This is a genomic window from Levilactobacillus koreensis JCM 16448 (assembly GCF_001435525.1).
Taxonomy (GTDB): Bacteria; Bacillota; Bacilli; order Lactobacillales; family Lactobacillaceae; genus Levilactobacillus; species Levilactobacillus koreensis.
Window position 1 is genome coordinate 1 of record NZ_AZDP01000059.1, and the last position, 20,177, is coordinate 20,177.

18 protein-coding genes and 1 tRNA gene are annotated in these 20,177 nt (G+C 45.1%); 13 read left to right on the forward strand and 6 right to left on the reverse strand.

Annotated elements, in window-relative coordinates; translation table 11 throughout:
• Positions 1-141 precede the first annotated feature (141 nt).
• From FC99_RS04720 to FC99_RS04730, 3 genes are all read right to left on the reverse strand, one after another.
• Positions 142-1,137: a matrixin family metalloprotease gene (locus tag FC99_RS04720; RefSeq protein ID WP_048733643.1), complete on the reverse strand. Its 996-nt coding sequence runs from the start codon at positions 1,135-1,137 to the stop codon at positions 142-144.
• 163 nt (positions 1,138-1,300) lie between these two features.
• A complete protein-coding gene (locus tag FC99_RS04725) occupies positions 1,301-1,978 on the reverse strand; it encodes a DUF6198 family protein (RefSeq protein ID WP_235805865.1) in 678 nt (225 codons plus the stop codon).
• Between the two features lie 217 nt (positions 1,979-2,195).
• Positions 2,196-2,268 (reverse strand) — tRNA-Lys (locus tag FC99_RS04730).
• A 924-nt stretch (positions 2,269-3,192) separates the two neighbouring features.
• On the opposite strand from FC99_RS04730, the gene yycF reads away from it, so the two are divergent.
• From yycF to rlmH, 7 genes are all read left to right on the forward strand, one after another.
• Complete coding sequence (gene yycF / locus FC99_RS04735) at positions 3,193-3,909, forward strand: response regulator YycF (protein ID WP_048733642.1); 717 nt, start codon at positions 3,193-3,195, stop codon at positions 3,907-3,909.
• Positions 3,910-3,953: 44 nt separating this feature from the next.
• A complete protein-coding gene (walK, locus tag FC99_RS04740; protein WP_048733640.1) occupies positions 3,954-5,810 on the forward strand; it encodes a cell wall metabolism sensor histidine kinase WalK in 1,857 nt (618 codons plus the stop codon).
• Complete coding sequence (locus tag FC99_RS04745) at positions 5,797-7,098, forward strand: YycH family regulatory protein (protein WP_048733638.1); 1,302 nt, start codon at positions 5,797-5,799, stop codon at positions 7,096-7,098. The genes walK and FC99_RS04745 overlap by 14 nt, the downstream gene beginning before the upstream one ends.
• A gap of 25 nt (positions 7,099-7,123) precedes the next feature.
• Positions 7,124-7,981 carry a two-component system regulatory protein YycI gene (locus FC99_RS04750; RefSeq protein ID WP_048733636.1) on the forward strand — a complete coding sequence of 286 codons (858 nt, stop codon included), beginning with the start codon at positions 7,124-7,126 and terminating at the stop codon, positions 7,979-7,981.
• A 193-nt stretch (positions 7,982-8,174) separates the two neighbouring features.
• Complete coding sequence (locus FC99_RS04755) at positions 8,175-9,002, forward strand: MBL fold metallo-hydrolase (protein WP_048733633.1); 828 nt, start codon at positions 8,175-8,177, stop codon at positions 9,000-9,002.
• 169 nt (positions 9,003-9,171) lie between these two features.
• A complete protein-coding gene (locus tag FC99_RS04760) occupies positions 9,172-10,551 on the forward strand; it encodes a S1C family serine protease (protein ID WP_082153206.1) in 1,380 nt (459 codons plus the stop codon).
• Positions 10,552-11,091: 540 nt separating this feature from the next.
• A complete protein-coding gene (rlmH, locus tag FC99_RS04765; RefSeq protein WP_048733629.1) occupies positions 11,092-11,571 on the forward strand; it encodes a 23S rRNA (pseudouridine(1915)-N(3))-methyltransferase RlmH in 480 nt (159 codons plus the stop codon).
• A gap of 174 nt (positions 11,572-11,745) precedes the next feature.
• Here rlmH and FC99_RS04770 read toward each other — a convergent pair whose 3' ends face one another.
• Entirely contained in the window at positions 11,746-12,960 is a 1,215-nt protein-coding gene (locus tag FC99_RS04770) for an AIPR family protein (RefSeq protein WP_048733627.1), read from the reverse strand.
• Positions 12,961-13,086: 126 nt separating this feature from the next.
• On the opposite strand from FC99_RS04770, the gene FC99_RS04775 reads away from it, so the two are divergent.
• The 5 genes from FC99_RS04775 to FC99_RS04795 all read left to right on the forward strand — a co-directional run bounded on the left by FC99_RS04775 (position 13,087) and on the right by FC99_RS04795 (position 16,946).
• Positions 13,087-13,398, forward strand: coding sequence for a helix-turn-helix domain-containing protein (locus FC99_RS04775; RefSeq protein WP_048733624.1), 312 nt, complete (start codon positions 13,087-13,089; stop codon positions 13,396-13,398).
• Between the two features lie 858 nt (positions 13,399-14,256).
• A complete protein-coding gene (locus FC99_RS04780; protein WP_048733622.1) occupies positions 14,257-14,454 on the forward strand; it encodes a hypothetical protein in 198 nt (65 codons plus the stop codon).
• The gene (locus tag FC99_RS04785) at positions 14,444-15,004 is read left to right on the forward strand and encodes a hypothetical protein (RefSeq protein ID WP_048733619.1); all 561 of its coding nucleotides are present in this window, start codon (positions 14,444-14,446) and stop codon (positions 15,002-15,004) included. The genes FC99_RS04780 and FC99_RS04785 overlap by 11 nt, the downstream gene beginning before the upstream one ends.
• A gap of 2 nt (positions 15,005-15,006) precedes the next feature.
• Complete coding sequence (locus FC99_RS14405) at positions 15,007-15,243, forward strand: ABC-three component system middle component 6 (RefSeq protein WP_048733617.1); 237 nt, start codon at positions 15,007-15,009, stop codon at positions 15,241-15,243.
• Positions 15,234-16,946, forward strand: a complete 1,713-nt coding sequence (locus FC99_RS04795; protein WP_048733615.1) for a DUF2326 domain-containing protein — start codon at positions 15,234-15,236, stop codon at positions 16,944-16,946. Before FC99_RS14405 ends, FC99_RS04795 begins: the two co-directional genes overlap by 10 nt.
• A gap of 572 nt (positions 16,947-17,518) precedes the next feature.
• On the opposite strand, the gene FC99_RS04800 is transcribed toward FC99_RS04795, so the two are convergent.
• Positions 17,519-17,899: a MerR family transcriptional regulator gene (locus FC99_RS04800; RefSeq protein WP_162258576.1), complete on the reverse strand. Its 381-nt coding sequence runs from the start codon at positions 17,897-17,899 to the stop codon at positions 17,519-17,521.
• Between the two features lie 70 nt (positions 17,900-17,969).
• Here FC99_RS04800 and FC99_RS04805 point away from each other — a divergent pair, with 70 nt between their 5' ends.
• Entirely contained in the window at positions 17,970-18,680 is a 711-nt protein-coding gene (locus FC99_RS04805; RefSeq protein WP_082153204.1) for an SDR family NAD(P)-dependent oxidoreductase, read from the forward strand.
• Between the two features lie 186 nt (positions 18,681-18,866).
• On the opposite strand, the gene FC99_RS04810 is transcribed toward FC99_RS04805, so the two are convergent.
• Positions 18,867-20,123 carry an oxidoreductase gene (locus FC99_RS04810; RefSeq protein ID WP_048733612.1) on the reverse strand — a complete coding sequence of 419 codons (1,257 nt, stop codon included), beginning with the start codon at positions 20,121-20,123 and terminating at the stop codon, positions 18,867-18,869.
• Positions 20,124-20,177: the final 54 nt, after the last annotated feature.

A 20,177-nucleotide genomic window follows, 5' to 3' on the forward strand; every position in this document is an offset into this window, starting at 1 on the left:
AGACTCGGCTTTTTCGAGGCTTCAAGTTGTGTTCGCACCGTTCCAGCCCATATCTGCCGGCCAGTAAGGCGAAGGACCCACCAGGTTGCCTAGTTTTAGTCTCACTGTTGTTGCTAGAACGGGCATGATTGGTGTTTTTAGTTAATGCAAGGTACTTTCCTGATACATGGCGTGATCGGAGACGTGCTCGAAGAGGTGGGCGGCGTGATCCGTTTCAATGAACAGACCTTGCCCATCATTGATGGCGTAGTAGTTGCCAGCTGGATCCTTGGCCAACATGACCAGAACCTCTTCACCGGTATGTAAAATTTCGCTGTCGGCCACGGCCATGTGGGTGGTGCCGGCTTGGGTGAAGGTGATGGTCTTGCCGATTTTTCCCTTGAAGGCGTGGTCGACGGTCAGTGTCTGAGTCGTGTAGTAGTTTTTGGGAGCTTTGTGGTGGCTGACGCTCTTGATGACTTCTCCCTCAACGATGACGGGAGCGACCTTTTTGAGGGCGGTGAGGCCGTTTTGACCGTTATAGTCGGTATTGTGGTCCACGACCATCTCGGGTTTTGCGGCGGCCGTCATGGTGGTTAATTTGGCCGTCAGCGGCATTTTGTAGATGGCCTTGACGCCACGAATATCGCACGCGGCGATATTGTGGCGGCGATTGGTTGGATTCATCACGCTGACGGATCCGGTCGCGTTGTGGTTGAGGCCTAGCGCATGGCCCATTTCGTGGGTGGCAACGTTGACGCGCTGCTGCTTAGTGTACTTGTACTTATTTAAAATGGCCCGGTTGAGGTACATGCCCGCCCCAGTTTGCGCGCCGCTGGGGTCAAAGGTTTTGCCTACGTAGGCGATACCGGTTGCGCTGGCCCAGATGCCGGTGGTCTTGCTGACGGTCGTGGTGTAGGACTTGGTCTGGGCACTCTTTTTTTGTGTCCAGGTGAAGGCCTTTGATTTGGTCCAGGCCTTACGCGCACTCGCCCAGACGCTGCGGTAGTAAGTGCTGGTGGACTTCAGATAGTAGGGCGCCCGATTAGTGGCATAGCGATATTTGGTCGCCGGAGTGGTTGCTTTGGTGGCGGCACTGGCGGGGATGCTGCCGCCGAGCAGTAACCCGATGGTGAGCCAGATGATTGATTTCCTCATAAAATGAAACTCCTTTTAAAATGGTTGCTAAATTAATGGTTAAGCTAACCTATTATTTTAAAAATAGGCCTCAAAGGGCAGGCCTGTCCAGTGGTTTGTTCGCCGAGTTAACAAGTAAGTCAAAAAAATACCGTCATCCCTAAAATTGGCATGACGGTAAGGATTAATTTTGGTGGGGAACCCGAAAGTTGTGGTGCAACCCGGGCATGATGTGCTTGTCGGCCGCAGCGATGATGACGCCGTTAAAGAAGATCGAGTAGAGCGTTCCCACGTTGACCGAGTAGATTTGGTGGGTGTAAATAAAGCTAATCGTGATCATGATGATTGGTGGGATGAAATTAATGAGCTGTGAGGCCGTGGCGCGACCACCAAGGTACATGAATCGGAGAATATTTGACGTGTCATCGTTGGGATGCATGATGAGGTTTGAGCGCTGATAGATGGAAATAGCACTGGCAAAAATGGTGACACCTACTAAGCTAAGCAACATCCGCCAGCCTAGTGGCAGGTTGGGAACTCCTAATTTGGCAAAAAGGGCGACGAATAGGTTGATAAAGTACCCGAAGCAAGAGGTGAAGGCGACCTCGCCAATGAAGCGGGGAATGTCGACCCGGCGAATCAAAAATTGATTCATCAGGGCACAACAGGAACCAATAATCAGGAGAATGAGGCCAACGTTTACGTGTAGCCAATTGGAAATATTAACCCCCGCAGCGGTCCAAATACCGCTACCAGTGTTGGTTGAGACACATAGAGCATTTCCAAAAGCATTGAGAATCAATCCCAAAAAGAGGGCTACAATTCGATAAGATAGTCGATTATTCTTTTGTTGCTGTTCCAAAGCCAATCACCTCTATAAAGTTTTCCGGTTGCGCGACTGCTTCATTAGGCTGGAGGTGTCGGTGATGGTTTGACGGCCTCGGAAACGTGTTCGCCAGGGCAGCCCCTGACGAACACTCTTAATGAATAAACATAGACGTAGCGGATATTTATTAATTTGCTATACAAAAAAATCAGCAACCACGAAGTTAACTTCGTGAAAGCTGATTAGTAAGTGATGGGCAGTCAGGGGATCGAACCCTGGACCCACGGATTAAGAGTCCGTTGCTCTGCCAGCTGAGCTAACTGCCCATGTGATTAAGTTGTTGTATGTCTTCCATATCAACGAGAACTATCATATCATGCGGATGGGGGGTGCGCAACCCTTTTTTAGAAAAAAGTTGATTTTTATTCAAAAATATTGAGTATTTTATCAAACGGAAGCCGGGAAAACCCGCGGAATACCGGGAAATTCTCGTTCTGTCCGGTACGTTGAAAAAAATTTAAAATAATATCGGTTTTCGCCTTTACGGGGTATCGGCTGGCGTGATTTGAAGGCTTTAGCTCCTCCAAAAAGTTAAAATTATTTTCTAACGGGTTAAATTTCGCCGAATTATTTCCCGGTTATGAATTACGGGCCCATTAAATGTGGAGGGAAATTATTTTCCAAGTCAGTAGAAAGAGATAATTGATTCAAAATTAATTAAGCCAACTATTTTACGAATGAACCAAACCCTCGAGCCAACTGCTGCTCATTTCCCACAGCTCGTCGGTTGACCGACAGCCAAAAGATATCAGTCGTCGTAAAATTCAGCTTAGAGGTCCTGTACCCGGAGAGAATCAAGCCTGAATTTTACCCGTTGACGGCGCAAACGCGTAATCCCCACCGTAAATATTAAGAACCACATCTTATTTCCCGGGAAATAGTTCGTTAAGGGAAGCTTAAATCCCTAGTAGAACGGGACTGAAACGCGTCCCATGATGTGTTATAATTCAGGTAGCGTTCTTTTCCCCGGCACTGGAAAGTTATCAGGTCGGGCAACGCACCCTAAAAAACACCGGGTCGGCAATAAAGACTGACCCATTATTCCTTGACTTTAAACGAAGAAACATAACCGTACATTAATCGTAGTGGCCCCATTGACGGTGGTAATATGACACCCAACGGCCGGCCTGCCGGTAATCCTGCAATTATCGGACCCATTTGTATTTCCCTTTAAGGAGGAAATTTTTACTATGCCTAAGAAAATTCTCGTTGTTGATGATGAAAAACCGATTACTGATATCATGAAATTTAACCTTGAAAAAGAGGGCTACGAAGTCGATGTGGCCTACGACGGGGAAGCCGCCATTCAACAGGTCGAAGAGGGTAACCCCGATCTGGTGATCCTAGATTTGATGTTGCCAAAAGTTGACGGGCTGGAAGTTGCCCGTGAGATTCGTAAGAAGCATGACATGCCCATCATCATGGTGACCGCTAAGGATTCCGAACTGGATAAGGTGCTCGGCCTCGAATTGGGTGCCGACGATTACGTCACGAAGCCATTCTCTAACCGGGAACTGGTCGCTCGGGTCAAAGCAAACCTGCGGCGGCAAAATACGGCGGCGCACGCCCAACCTGAGGAACCGGAGAACCAGGACATTGAGATCGGTGATTTGACGATCCATCCAGAAGCCTACTCTGTGTCCAAACGGGGCGCCAACATTGAGTTGACCCACCGGGAGTTTGAGCTGCTTCACTACCTGGCCCAGCACATTGGCCAAGTCATGACGCGTGAACACCTGTTACAGACGGTGTGGGGCTATGACTACTTTGGTGACGTGCGGACCGTGGATGTGACCGTTCGGCGGCTCAGAGAAAAGATTGAAGATGCGCCGAGTCATCCAACGTGGTTAGTGACGCGGCGGGGTGTCGGTTACTACTTACGGAACCCTGATTCCGACCAGGCTTAAGCTAGCGGTAACGCTAAATCTCGCATTGAGGAGTATGTGACTTCGTGAATAGCAAAATAAAATTTTTCCAGTCGATTCATTTTAAAATCGCGCTGGTCTTCGCGCTACTCCTACTATTGACGCTGGAGATCGTTGGTGCCGTATTCGTGCGGCAGTTGGAGCGGCAAAATTTAAATACGTTTAAAGCCCAACAGGTCGTACAGACGTACATTACCAATCGTCTTTCTGACGAGTTGTCGCCAACTAGTACGGTCAAGGCCGATAAGCAGATCAAGTCGACGTTGTCTGAGATCAACAACACCAATAACGCCCAGATTCGGGTCATCGACAACAAGGGGACCATTCGGGGAACCAATGAAGTCGATAATCAAGGAATCGTTGGGCAAAAAACCACTGACAATAACATTAAGAACGCCATTTATAATAACCGCGACGTGGTGCGGACGACTTATAATTCACAGAATAATAGTCGTTATTACACCACGATTACGCGGCTGATTCGTACTCAGGGAAATAATAGCGAATTGGTCGGGGTTATTTACATGCGGTCAAGTCTGGACTCGGTCTATCAAAATATTAATCAAATCACGCTGATTTACTTCTCGGCGACGTTTGTGGCGATTATTTTGGGACTGGTCATGGCCATCATTATTTCCCGCGCAATTACGCGACCGATTGATGAAATGAAGAAACAGACGCTGCGAATTGCGCGGGGAGACTATTCCGGACACGTCCACGTCTACGGCAACGATGAGCTGGGACAACTGGCGAGTGCCGTCAATAACCTGTCTGTGCGGGTCGAAGAGGCGCAAGAATCGACCGAGTCCGAACGGCGGCGGCTGGATTCCGTCATGGCCCACATGACCGACGGGGTTATCGCGACCGATCGCCGGGGAAATGTGACCATCATTAACGAAACGGCCACGAGCTTTTTGGATACCGATACGGATGACGCGGTTGGCAAATCTATTCTGGATCTATTGGCAATTCGCGACGATTACACGTTGCGCGAACTGCTGGAAGACCCGGACGATTTAGTCTTGGATTTTTCAACCAAGGAACACGACCTCATCTTGCAGGCCTACTTCTCACTGATTCAGCGGGAATCTGGCTTCATTTCAGGACTGGTCTGTGTCTTGCATGATGTCACCGAACAACAGAAAATCGATCAGGACCGTAAGGAATTCGTGTCCAACGTGTCGCATGAACTGCGGACGCCGTTGACTAGTGTCCGGGCCTACATCGAATCACTGTCCGAAGGGGCCTGGAAGGACCCGAAGGTGGCACCGCAATTCCTGAAGGTCACCCAAGAGGAAACCGACCGGATGATTCGGATGATCAATGACCTGTTGACCCTGTCACGGATGGATTCTGGGACGCAAAAGGTCGATCTGGAAATGGTCAACTTAAACGAGCTGTTTAACTATGTTCTCGACCGCTTTGACATGATGTTGAAGCAAGATGACCGGCCAGAAAAGACTTATACCATCAAACGGGACTTTACTAAGCGTGATTTGTGGGTTGAAATCGACACCGATCGCTTCACTCAGGTGTTGGATAACTTAATGAATAATGCCATCAAGTACTCACCAGATGGTGGGGTCGTGACCGCGCGCTTGCTGGAAACGCACAACAACGTCATTCTGAGCGTCTCTGACCAAGGGCTGGGGATTCCGCGGGCAGATATTCCGCGGATCTTTGACCGGTTTTACCGTGTCGACAAGGCCCGCTCTCGTGCCCAAGGCGGGACTGGACTGGGCTTAGCGATTTCTAAGGAAGTCGTTCAGATGTTGGGCGGCCGAATTTGGGTCGACAGCCGTGAAGGTCGCGGATCAACGTTCTACATTTCCTTGCCTTACAAGCCGTACGATGAGGAGGATCTCTGGGATGAAGATAACTAAAGCGTTCTTACCACTGGGATTGACCCTTGCCGTCGTCGTGAGTGTGACGTTGTCCGCCATGATTTGGACGAACCCTGCGCAGTATGAGCGCAACCGGCAACGGAGTTCGAATACGCCAACAACGGAGTTGAACACGCGGCCCCAAAAGGACGTGTATTTGCCGACGCAGGTCTTGTATAGTAACGAATTAGGTAATCAAGAACTGTTGAATAACCGAAAAGTTAACCTGACCACGGAGATTCGCGAGTCCTTGGCAAAATGGGACTTGGGTCGGGTGCAAAAGATTCAGGTCAATTCGCAGGCGGACTACATGCACTATTTGAACATGAAGAGTAGTATTTTGATGTCGTACGCGGCACCAATCAACGTGAAGATGTTTAACAAGGTCTTTGGTAGCAGTCTAAATCGTAACAATGCCGAGATCTCGCGGATCATGATCCCCCTGAATGACAGTAAGCACCTGTACCTGTTGAACGACAAGAATCAGGAAGTCTATCAAGTCAGGGTTCGTGACCGCAACGTCAAGGAACTCCGCAAGATTCTTAAGGAAAATCTGTTCCGGATCAACGTGAAGATGCAGTGGCTGAATAAAGAAGCCGTGCCCTACGTGACCAACAGCGTGACGGTGCCGTCCTATAGTTACCTGGTCAACCAGCAGTCGACGGACTACTTTACGACGCGCCTCCTGAACAAGGGGGAGTCGACTAACGTTTCAGCCAAGAAGAACAAGGATAATACCATCTATAGTGATGGGGCATCGCGGCAACTGACGGTTTACAATAAGCGGGGAACGGCGTTGTATGAGGATTACAGTGCCCTGCAGTCGACGTTTACATTCAGTCAGGCGCTGAGTGCCAGCTATAGTGCGGTCAAGTCTATTGGGATTCCGATGGAAAACTTACGCTACTACGGCTACAATGACGCGAGGTCGACGGTCACGTACCGCAGCTTCGTTGAAGGGTTCCCTATTTTTAATCAAAGTAATTACGGTGCGGCGCGGATCCAAATGTTGTCGCAGGGTGTTCGGCGGTATAATTTCTCGCTGTACAGCTTGCAGGTTCCCGTGCCGACCGATAGAAAAGCCGTTTCGCTGCCAAGTACACAGAGCGTGATGAATCAATTGACGGCGGCGGGATATAACAAGAGTAAGATTTCGACCGTGCAGTTAGGGTATCAGTGGGTGACGTCCACGTCGTCCGATAAGGTGGTCAACCTGACGCCAACCTGGTATGTTTACTACAACGGGAGCTGGAAGACCTACACGCAACTGCTGAAACAACAGCAGTAATTCCGGTAAAGGAGGGCGGTCCAGCATGGATTTTCGACGCATTGAATGGTTATTTTTAGTGGCGTTCATTGTTATTGATATTTTCTTGTTTGTCGCCTTCCAGCGCGATACGACGGGGCAGACCGATACGACCTCGAGTAAATCCGCAGATAGCGACACGACGATCGTAAAAGAAATGCGCGCCGACGAAATTTCGTTTAGCAGCCCATCCAAGAAGAGCGGCGAAGGCTACTACATTTCCACGACCAATAACAATGGCATCAAGAGTGAGTTAACGGAACTGAGCGACCAAACCGTCCGGTACGAAACGGATGGCCTGATCACCTCGACGTTCAAGACGCCAGTGACCAACGTGGATGTCAAACATCCGGATAAGACGTTGGATACGGTGGTCAATAATGGCGCGCTGATTCTGTATGGTACGCATTACCTATACAACGCCCAGCTGTCGAGCCAGAACACGATCGTCTACACGCAACACGTGACGGACGGTCAGATCTACTCGCGGTTTGGCGAGATTCGCTTTAGCATGACCAACGATGGGACGGTGACCGGGTATACGCAAGGTTACCTGGCCAACGTGGCGACCTTGCGGGAAAAGACGGATACCATTTCCGAACGCAAGGCGCTGATCTGGCTGTACCAATATAACCAGATCGCCAATAACACCAAGGTCATCTGGACTCAGCTGGCATATACCCGCTACTTCGATCTGAAGAATAGTAGCGTGTACATTCCGACCTGGGTCATCGCGGTCAAAGCCAATAGCGGTAATAACGCGGGCGTCCTGCAGATCAAGCGAGTCAACGCGTTCACCGGGGCAATTCTCGATACGAACAGTAGCGTGAAATCGGTCAGTGGCGCGACGAGCATGAGTGAATAGGTAAAAATTGACATGGAAGCGGGGGACGGTTCGTGACGGGCCGGCCCTTTTCCTTTGGACTGATATTTAGTTACAAAGGCGGCAAGATGCGGTATGATTACGGTATTGAAATTTACGTGTTCCCGGGTAAGTGGTTTGGCGGGTGTCTTAATTTGCCAACGGTTGCTGCGGGATAAGCTAAGGAGAGGTCAAATTGGATTTGCGGACGAATACAGCAGTAGCAGATGATTTACGCATCAGCGTGTTGTCCAGTGGCAGTACGGGCAACGTGTGCTACGTGGAGAGCCCCAACGAACGGATCATGATCGATGCGGGGTTGAGCGGCAAGAAGATTGAGAAATTAATGGGCGACATCGACCGCAAGATGCAGGACGTTAACGCGTTATTGGTGACGCATGAGCATTCGGATCACCGGCAGGCCGTGGGCATTTTGGCGCGGCGCTATGAGCAGCTGAACGTGTACGCCAACCAGGGTACCTGGGACGCGATGAGCTCGAAAATCGGGAAGGTCGACTTGGCCCAAAAGCACTTGTTTGCGCCGGACACGGTCCAGACGTTTGGCGACATCGACGTGGAAAGCTTCTCCGTGTCGCATGATGCGGCGGAACCGCAATTCTACGCGATCCATTACCACGGTAAGACCTTCGTCATTTTGACCGATACCGGCTACGTCTCCGAACACGTCGAGGGCGTGATCGCCGATGCCGATGCCTACTTGTTGGAATGCAACCATGACGTGGAAATGTTGCGGATGGGCGAGTACTCGTGGCCACTGAAGCAGCGAATTCTGGGCGATAAGGGCCATTTGTCAAACGAAGAGGGTGCCGATGCGTTGATGGACGTGCTGGGCAACCGGACGAAGAAAATCTATCTGGGACACCGGAGCCTGCACAACAACATGCAGTCGCTGTGTCACTTGACGGTGGCGTCGATGATGGAAAATCGGGATTTTGGCGTCGGCCATGATTTCCAGCTGATCGACACGAATCCGGAAGAAGCGACGCCGTTGGTTGCACTGTAGGCACCACGCACCGTTTTTTGTAAGATTCGGTAAACTTTAGGACTTCAGCACTGATTCATCAAAAAAACTTCACACTCGGTCGTTATGATAGTATTTATAAACTAAGCGGTCGGAAGCCGTTGGCCTGCTGACCGACGAATGAGGAGGGTTCGCGCGTTCGCGCAATGCTATGGACAATAATAATAACAATAATCAATTTAATGATAACAAGAATGATAACAGTCAAGAAACTAATAACAACCAAACAACTAATAATAGCGAGATCACACCGACGCCGGAAACACCAAAACGGCCACGGAAGGGCTTGACCTTAACTAAGGTCGCCGTTACCGCTGCCGTTGCGGGGCTTCTTGGTGGGGGTGTCGCTTACGGCGGCATTAACTACATTAATAATAGTGGGTTAAATGATACGGCTGTTCCTAGCGGTAGTAATACGACCGGGAATACCAAGACCTCGAACGTTACGGTCAACGTGAACAATCAGTCGACCAAGGCGTTTAACCAAGTTAAGGGTGCCATGGTCTCTGTGATCAATTTGCAAAAGCAAAGCAACAACAGCACGTTGGGCCAACTGTTCGGCGAAGAATCCTCTAGCTCGAGTTCGAAGTCGAAGTCAGAACTAGAAGAAGCGTCCGAAGGGTCCGGGGTCGTATACAAAAAGACCGGCAACACGGCCTACATTGTGACCAACAACCACGTGGTGTCCGGGTCATCGGCACTGCGGGTGGTGACGAGTTCGGGTAAGCAGCTCCAGGCGAAATTGGTCGGGAAGGACTCCGTGACCGACTTGGCCGTGCTGAAGGTCAATGGCGCGGACTTGAAGACGGTCGCTTCCTTCGGGAATTCCGACAAGATCAAGGTCGGCGAAACGGCGTTGGCAATTGGGTCGCCACTGGGTAGCCAGTACGCGACCTCGCTGACGGAAGGGATCATTTCCGCCAAGAAACGGACCGTGGAAACGACGAATTCAGCTGGTACGCAGACCGGGAACGCGACGGTTATCCAAACCGACGCGGCCATCAACCCCGGGAACTCCGGTGGGGCACTGATTAACGTAGCCGGACAAGTCGTCGGCATTACGTCGTCGAAGATCGCCAGTGATGCCGAAGGGACCAGCGTTGAAGGGATGGGTTTTGCCATTCCATCGAACGAAGTGGTCAACATTATCAATCAGTTGGTCAAGAACGGGAAGGTCGTGCGGCCGGCGTTGGGCATCACCTACGTCGATTTGGCCAACGTGTCGAGCTCACAACAGAAGTCGATCCTGAAGTTGCCATCTAGTGTGGAAAATGGGGTCGTGGTGATGAGTGCGAGCGCTGGGTCACCGGCGAAGAAGGCTGGCTTGAGCAAGTACGATGTCATCACGGAGATGGGTGGTCATGAGATTTCGGACCAATCTACGCTGCGTGATATCCTGTACAAGTACAAGCTGAACGATACGGTCTCGATGACTTACTATCACAATGGTAAGAAGCAGACGACGAAGGTCAAATTGACCGAAACGACGTCACAATTAAAGACGACTACGTCAGCTAATTCCGAATCATAATTTAGATAAAATGAAAGCGACCGGTGGGTTTTCTCACCGGTCGCTTTTTGGGTATGATAAACTGTTTAATGAAAAGCCGAAGTTTAAGGACAGCCGCGGTTGAATGAAAACGTCTCCGTTGGTTGTCCGGCCGAACGAAAGCGTCGGAATGGGAAAAGTAATTCAGACGCAAAAATTGGCTTGTGGATAACTGTGGATAAGTCGGGGGACGAAAAAGGAAACGCCCCGGCGGAAAAGTTATAAACAGGTCAGGACCGGCAATGGAACCGGTGCAAAAGTTATCCACAGGCTTGGTGGATAACTGTGGATAGAAAAAGTTTTTCGTCGAATAATGGCTGACAAACCTAATAGCCACGCGGATTGTAAGCGGGTAGACCGAACGAACGTTTTGTCAAAAAACGGTGGATAACTAATTAGAGATTGACATTTTACAAAAAAATAAATGTTGGGGGTCGGTCAAACGACCACCCCAACATCTAGGAAAACAGGTTGTGCACCTGTGGATAACTTTGTGGACAACCTGTGTACAGGAGGATAATTATGAACATCAAGTTTGTCGTCGTGGGTAAGCTGAAGGAAAAATACTTCAAACAGGGCATCGCGGAGTACGCCAAACGGCTTTCCAGATTCTGCAAATTTTCAATCGTCGAGGTGCCAGATGAAAAAGCACCAGAAAGCATGTCGCAGGCAGAAATGGATCAGGTGATGGCGGCGGAGGGTGAACGCATCCTGAGCAAGATTAAGGACCGCGAATACGTCTACGCGCTGGCCATCCTGGGCAAGGAACGCTCATCGGAGGAGTTCGCCAAGGAAATCAAGGACCTGACGACATACGGCCACTCAGACATCACCTTCGTCATCGGGGGCTCGCTGGGCCTCACGCCGGCGGTCTTGAAGCGCGCGGACACACAGATTTCGTTTGGCCGCTTCACGCTGCCTCACCAGCTGATGCGGTTGGTGCTGACGGAGCAGGTTTACCGGGCGTTTATGATTAATGAGGGAAGTCCGTATCATAAGTGATGGGGGGGTTAAGAAAATGAAAGTATTCGTAAGAAGAAAGGGATCTGCCAGCTCAAGTGTCCCCAGAGCTAGGTTATTTCCAACTTGGCTTTAGGAACGCATTGAGAAGCAGATCTCTCTTGTTAATTATTCAACTGAATATTTTACGAAAGCCAGATTAATTGAGTGATCAAATTAGTTATGTCTAGACAGTTCTTTTAGCATTGATAATTCAACAGTGGCATATGTTGTTTTGTAGACTTGTGGGTCCTTACCAGTTTTGTTGGGGTTGTTATCGTTTGATTCAAAAGCTGTTTCAGCTAATTTATATCCGATTCCGTCTAAAAATTTTTCTGGGTCGGATACGGCCCAGTCCAGAGAATTGGTACTGATATCATATTTTAGAAGCGCACGTAGAGAAGCAAATATTGGGTAGATATAGCCAGATGAAATTGAGTAGGTGATAGGTGTATTTGTAAATGTAGAGAATTGGTCTTTTTTGGTATTAGGGGTCACACCAGTAACTCTGCCAAATTTAGTGATTTTTTGTCCATTGTTTTTTTTATATGCACTATAGTATTGAGGGAGCTCTTGCTCAATATGTTCATATAGCTCGACAAGTTCTGGTAACTTTTTTGATAAGGCTAAATAGATAGATGGGGTATTATTTTTTTTGGCAGTATCTATTGATTTTTCAAATCGTTTGAAAGTTCCGGTTTTTGTGGAATATCCTGATGTTGGTGCAGAATCTTCACCAAATTCTTCAATGTTCATAACGAACATAAGGCGTACTAAGTCGATAGCTTCTACAGGCAGATTTTCATTATCTTTAAAGGAAACCTTTCCGTCTAGGATAGATCCTTTTAGGTCATTTTTAATGAAATCCGCTTTACCAGCTAGATTAGCTAAAGCTTGTTCACTAACAGAAACTGAACTATTTCGGGCAGAATTTAATGCTGTTAGATTTTCAACGCCGGTAATGACTTCCAAGCGAACGTATTTTTTTTGTAAATCAATGACTTCATCTCGATTTTCGATGATGGCCCGATAAGTGTGGCCGCCATCGATAACACCATAGGTATTATTGTCTTCCACAGACCCATCTCCCAAGTCAATAGTTGCAGATTTTGACTTAGGATTGTAGCTAATAGATTTTGCCGATAATACGATTCCACGATTATTAAGATAGAAATCAGATTCATTATTTGTAACTCCGTTAATTAAGCTAACAGCGACCTTGGTGTGCATTTTTTGTGCACGGGGATTTACCTCTGTGGGAAAATCTGATGGAAGGTCTGCAAAATTAACGAGTAGAAAGTATTGCTTCTCATTTCGTTGTCGCGAGATGTTGTTGGGCGCGGAGACGGTCCTAAATTGATCTGTTGTGACTTTGAACTCTTGTGTAGCCATAGTTAGCTACCTCCTTATAATTTGGTTGACATATTTGTCACCTTTGTTCCGGGGAACAGTTAAAAGCTTACTTCATATTTTTTAATATATCAACGTACTATAGTACGAAAAGCAGAAAGGAACACTATGTCACGAAGAAAGTATAAGGATCCTGTAGATGTTTTGTTTGGAAAATACATTGCTACTGTACGACGTAGCAACTTTGGGAAAGATGGTGTATCTAGTGAAAAATTCATTAATTCTGTGGATAATGATTTTGGGACTGCAGACAATTCGTGGATTAGTGTAGATCATTGGCGAAATATCGAAGCAGGAAGTACGGAAATGACTTTAGGAATGCTACTTAAAGTGGCGGAAGCATTGAATATGGATGCGTTAGCTCTTATGAAGAAGTATATTGAGATAGTGGATGATGAAAGTGGCGACGAGGTTAGATAGCGAGTAGTACTAGTTTGTTCGCAAACCACTTAGCGTACAGGTTCCTGGATGTCCAAAGTGGCTTACTGTATTGAAACTATTAAAATTAGTCTCGATGTGTTGCCGTTGACTTTTCAAAAAGCGAAGAGTTAGTGTGGTCTGAGTCCCAAATGTCCTTTTATAGTGGGAACCAGAAGTTGATTTCTCGGGACTTAAGCTATTGCTGAAGGCGACGGATGGCTAAGATACTATCGTTCGCTAAATCCTTGTGCGCTGAGAAATTTTGCGGTAACTCTTTGACTAGCTTTCGATCATCAATGTTAGCCGGCGTTAGTTTGCGATTCACAAAATAATCGTTTATCTGTTACCGCATACAGTTTTAGGACTATATAATGCAATTGTATCGTGTTTTGAGGCCACATCTCATTACTCTAACTGTATTAATACATTTTGCTAAAACCAATGTGATTGGTGCACTATTAGGGAGTTCATACGTTGTAATATGGCGATATTATTGAAATAGATGCCACTGAGCATGGCATCCGATTGTGATGATTGCGTTCCGGAACGACAATTTTCGCTACCATCAAGGTTTTGAGAAAGTGTGTTTTCAATGGAGATCTTAGCTGAAATACTACGAATTGTAAGTCAAAAGATATTGGTCAAAAGATATTGAATGACAGTGCTTGAAAACTGTCATTATTTGTAATAGCAGATTAGTCTGATGCGGATCGTGTTATAAATAACTCGGATTTTTGAGGTAATACTTTAGTCAACTTAAGGCCCCAAAGTAATTAAATGTAACAAGCGAACGTGTGTTTTTATTTAGATGATGTTGTATAATAACTGAAATTAGGTATTTTCTTTGGAGGAAAAATGATGTCTGTAGATACGATTCTAAGTATTATAGCTTCTGTGTTAGGAATCATTGGGACTGGCTTGGGTTTTTACAACCAAAGGGAAATTAAGAAGATGAAGAACCTTTATGAAAAGAACAATATGAAGGTAAAAGGCAATAATTCTTACCAACAAATGGGGGACCGCAATAAAATTAAGGTGAACAGACATGACAAGTAATAGGCAAGTAATACGTGGTAACGATAATATCCAACAAAACGGGGACAATAATCACGTTACTAATTATTTTGGATATAATTCTGGCGATTTAACTGAGTCAGAAATATATGAACTCTTAAAGATATTCGTAACGTCGGATATACCGGGGAATGTAGATTTTGCAAATACAAATCCGGCTAAATTCAAAGAAAAGTTATTATACAATAATGTGACTAAGTATAAATTTATATTTGATGAGTATTTTGAAGAGCAGTTTACAATTTTAAAGATTTCAGAGGATTTTCCAGACAGTGAACCAATAATGAGAAAGTTACGGACCTTATTTTACGATGAAGCTAAGTTTTATAATCATGAATTAGTTGTTGGTGATGGGGATAAGCAATTGGACGAGATTTATGAGAAGATATCTAGGTCCATAACTCATGATCCGAGATTTATTGATTCAAGTATTAAAGAATTAAAGATGGATGCGTTTGTCTATGGCCTCATGTCGTATGGAATATTAAAATGTAAGATATTGAAGAATCCGAATGAAGAAAGTGGTGATTAATAATGCTACTAGTTGATCGAAATAAGGAGCCAATCAATACCGTTTTCTATCTGTCTGCATTAATTCAGGGGGTTTTGCAAGATAATAAGGGAATGGACTATGCATCCTTACTTACACTTCTTTCAAAGGATATATTGAAAAAAAATGTGAATATAGAGGTTTATTCGTTAGCTTTAGACTTTTTGTTCTTATTAGGCAAGATAACTATTAGTGAAAGGGGGAAAATTGTATGTTTATAGGAAATCTTAGAGTCATTAATATGGTTGACGGATATATACTTAAGAATATAAAATTTCATGATGGTGTTAACTTTATTGTAGATACGGATAAGTCTTCTAAACATAATAAAGTTGGTAAAACAACCTTTTTAAAATTGATTGATGTGGCATTAGGAGCGAAAGATAGAGATCACATTTATTATGATTCTGGGACTAATAGTGTTGAGAACGATTTGGAGAAATACATTGATGATAATAAATCTGCTGTTGAATTGACACTGGTTGATAAAATAAAACAACCCGAAGAGTCGTATATTTTACAAGTTGAGTTGAATAAAGGTGGACATTACTTTATTGATGGGGAAAAAATAAATCAAAATGCATATCGAGAAAGATTAAATCAAATATTATTTGATAATGAGGATAATGCACCAACCTTTAGGCAATTGATTAATTCATTTATTCGGATATCTATGGCTGGCGATGTGGATTCATTCCTGAGAAATATTCCAAGAGCTAGTAAGTCAGTTTATAGAAGCGTTTATAATTTTCTGTTTCATATATCTGATCCATCAATTGATAAAAAAAGAGGTGAGCTTCAACGGAAGTTAAAATCAATTTCGGATGCTGAAAAACAGTATGAACATGTTCAACATGCTCAAAAGCCAGCTGAAATTGAGCAAATAATTGTTGCTTTGAATAATGAGTCTGAGGTTCTAAAGTCTCAGTTAAATGACATCATTAGTGTTAAATACTTTGAAAATAATAGGACTAAATTTTCTGATATACGGGCTCAATATTCTCAATTGTCAGATACTATTGGTAATCTCAATTATAAGCTGAGAAGAAATGAAAGCTTAATTAAAGCAACTGAAGTGGATGCAAGTCAAGCGGTTGACAGTAAATTAACGAAGGCCTTTTTTGATGAAGTAAAGCTAGCCGTGCCAGATGTTAAAAAAGGTTTTGATGAGTTGGTTCAGTTTAACGAGAAACTGTATAGAAACAAAATTGAGTATTTGAAGGAAATTCAGGTAAATCTAAAAAATAGAATATCCGATCTTGAAAGAAAGCAATCTGATTTAACACATGGGAATGAAGAATTAATGTCATTGGTTGCTAGTGACAAATTGAAGGAGTACGAAACTCTAACGGATAGGTTTAATCAACGTACACGGGAAATAAGTAGTCAGGAACAACTTTTGAAAGCAATGCGACGTTTTGAAGATGAAAAAGCAAATATTAAGAGTGAACTTATTAATTTAGAAGAGAATTCAGAAGAAAAAAAACCAGTGTACGTAAGCAAAATGGCATTGTTTAATCAGTACTTTACGGCTTTTTCTGAGCGGATTAATGGTGAAAGACCGATGTTGACTTACAATCCAGATATCACGAAATTTCCTATTTCTATTCGTGAATTAAATGGTACTAGTACGGGGACAAGGAAGTCACTGATTGCGGCCTATGATATGGCATATCAAAAATTTGCTAAAATTGAAGATATAAAAATACCCAGGTTTGTAGTTCATGATGTGTTAGAGAGTGTTGAGGGAGAAAGTCTTAAAGCAACAATTGATTTGGGAAACGATAACGGGATGCAGTATATAGTTGCTATACTTAAGGAAAAACTAGATTCATCGGGAATTAGTGATTCAGAACAAAAAAGGCTGAGTATACTAAGTCTGTCAATGAATGACCGAATATTTGATGACCCTAGAGACATCTAATTTCTTAGACGAATTTCTTTGATAGTGATTCCTACTTTTCCGAGTAACATTTCCGTGACAATTGAACTTTGGTCCACGACTGTACGAAGAATAAAATCATCCAAACGTTTTGTCCGGCGAGCACTATTAGCAGCGAAAGAGAGCCGTTCGGTAAAGACATGGCGACCGCAAGCAGGAATTCAGACAAACAAACTTACGTAAGCGAATAGCCCAATAGACTGGATGATCAGTTATCGGTAAGTTCTGGAGCTTTCTCAGGTAATAGACTTTGTCCGAAAAGTGATGTAATGACAATCAGGACAGTAGTCTTCTGAAACCGTTGAGTGGCAATTAATCTGATAACGATTCTAATAAACAGAGAAATCAGCAACAATGGTGTTGGGTAAATCGAGGATATTGGTTAAATCCATAGAATGATATCTCCTGACATTGTAATTCCTTGTGACTGATTATGCACCAAAATCTGGAAAGAGCCGTTTTCGCCATATACAGTTACGGAAATCCAATGACATAAGTAACACAATACGATAAACCAAAAGGCCTCGACATCGAGGCCTTTTGGTTTATGCTGCTCACATCACCGAACTATCTCCAGCTAAATACCGCTCCAGCTTATGATCAATCACTTTCAGCTGTTCCTGCTTGTCAGCAATCGAAGCGATGACGCGCTTACGCTGCTCGCGCATTAATTCAATTCGTTGCGGTAAGCTGCTATCGCCTTCACGTACTAAGGCAGTGTAGTGTTGCAATTCAACAATCGACATGCCGGCTTCCCGCAAATAATGTAAATTGGTTATCCAGTGTAGGTCCTCATCATTAAAGAGCCGTTGATTATTTTCATTGCGCTTTTCCGGTGGTAATAGGCCACACTCTAAGTAATACCTGACTGTTCGAATAGTAACATTAGCGGCTTTCGCAAACTCACCGATCCGCATTACCTGTTTATTTTCCATTTTGACTTGACCTCCCGTTACGTTAGGCTGATATAGTAAATCCATCATAACAGAAAAGGAAGCTATGGATATGACTATCAAGACATTAATTACTGGTGCTGATCGCGGGATGGGTTATGAATTAGCCCTAGAACTTGGTTTGAAGGGCCAGCATATCTATGTTGGTTCTAGGAATTTAGCTCGTGGACAGGCCGCTGTTGCCCAGCTCAAGGCCGCTGGTGTTCAAGCTCAGGCGGTACAGTTAGACGTGACCGACCATGAGTCGATTGTTGCCGCGAAAAAGAGTATCGCTAATTTAGATATCCTAATCAATAATGCTGGTATTGCCGTTGATCATGAGACTAAGCCGTCAGAATTGCCACTGGATGCAATTCGGCAAGATTTCAACGTGAATTATTTCGGCTTGATCGACGTCACGCAGGTCTTTTTACCACTTTTGAAGGCAGCGCCGGCTGGCCGGATCATCAATATCTCCAGTGCAGTGGGGTCATTGACTCTGGCCAGCGATGTCAGTACCAGTATCCACAAGCTACAAGCATCTGGCTATCAGGCCTCTAAGTCGGCGGTCAATATGTTCACCGTCAAACTCGCCGCTGAACTTGAGGGAACGCCCGTCACGGTAAACGCCGTCAATCCTGGTTGGGTGGACACCAGTTTTGGTGGCGGTGGCGGTAATCGGACCGTGCAAGTGGGTGTGGCGCGGACTGTAGAATTGGCCACTTCTGATGCGTTAACCGATTCCGGCACGTTTTCAGATATTGATGGTATCGTGCCTTGGTAGCCTACTCATATTAAGTACGACAAACTAAGACGGTAAAGTCATCTCTAGAAGGGAAAAAACAATATTTCCTTATTAGAAAAGTAAAATTGGCCGTTCAAAAAACCTCGCTAATGAGCCAAGCGAGGTTTTTGAAAACGATGAAATTAATAGATCTACTTCTTGCTTTTCTATAGGTAATCAATACGATTATTTAGTTTCGCTATTGTCTGGATATGTCATTTCAGTCCAGCCACCAAAGCCTTGGTGTAGGGGTTGAATATTTTCAGCACCTGATAGTGGGATTGCGGTAGCTGAACTAGAGAAGGTATCAATTAGCCCTGGTGTCATGTGGTTCTTCTTAGTTTGTTCGATGGATAATGAAGTGATGATTTGGTCTTCTTGATGGTTTAAAATCTTTTCGGCAAAATCTGGGTCAATAATATTTTCTCGACCAACAGCGACTAAGTCAGCCAAAGACAAAGCTGATTCGGCCTTCTCTTTGCTATCAATCCCACCAACAATAATCTCTTTACTCCCGTTTAAGCATGGCTTGAAGAGGGTTGCAAATGGTTTGTCAGAGTCCTTAAATTGATTGTCTGCCTCGCCATCGGTGTCTAGCAATAATGCATCACCAGGTTTTGAATCAAAATTCAACATGGAAAGGTGAATGTAGTCTAAATCAAATTGCTTAGTGATTTGGTTGATTAATTGTGTGGATTCATGCCAAGTATAACCAACGTTTTTACCGTGAATTTCTTCTGGTGAAATTCGATAGCCGACAATAAAGTCTTTAGGCGCATACTTCTTGACAGTCTCCATAACGGTTTTAACCACCGCTAATGGGAAATTCATACGTTTCTCAACGGAGCCGCCCCAATGATCGGTACGGTGATTTGAGTAAGCGGATACAAATTGCTGGATGAGATAATGATTGGCACCGTGGATTTCAACGCCATCGAATCCGGCGTCAATGGCCCGTTTAGCGGCTTTACCAAAACCGGCAATGATGTCTTTAATTTGTTCATCTGATAGTGAGTGGACCTTGTAATCAAGAAATGGAAAATCGCTGCCGTCTTCTAAGCCCGTTGGTGCGTAAACTTTTTTGCCTTGCATTGCACGATAATTTGCTTCCCGGCCAGTGTGGGCAATTTGCATAATAGCTTTACTACCGGAATGCTTCATCGTCTGAGCAAGCTTCTTTAGCTGGGGCAGGAACTTATCGTCATAGGCGGCTAATTGTTCCCGGCCCCGTTTCCAAGTCAGCGCCGGGCCACCGTTTTCTGTGACGTACATGTACTCAGTCATTACTAGACCGCCGGATTTAGCGCGAGCGTGATAATAGTCAATAGTATCTGGAGTAATATAGCCGTCTTCACCACTGTTAGTCAGCATAGGTGGAAGGACAAAACGGTTATCAACAGTTGCGCCATGGCGAAAAGTTAGGGGATCATTTAAGCTACTCATAGTTGAAAACTCCTTTTTGTTTGTTACTTCACTAACTATTATAAATCAGTATTT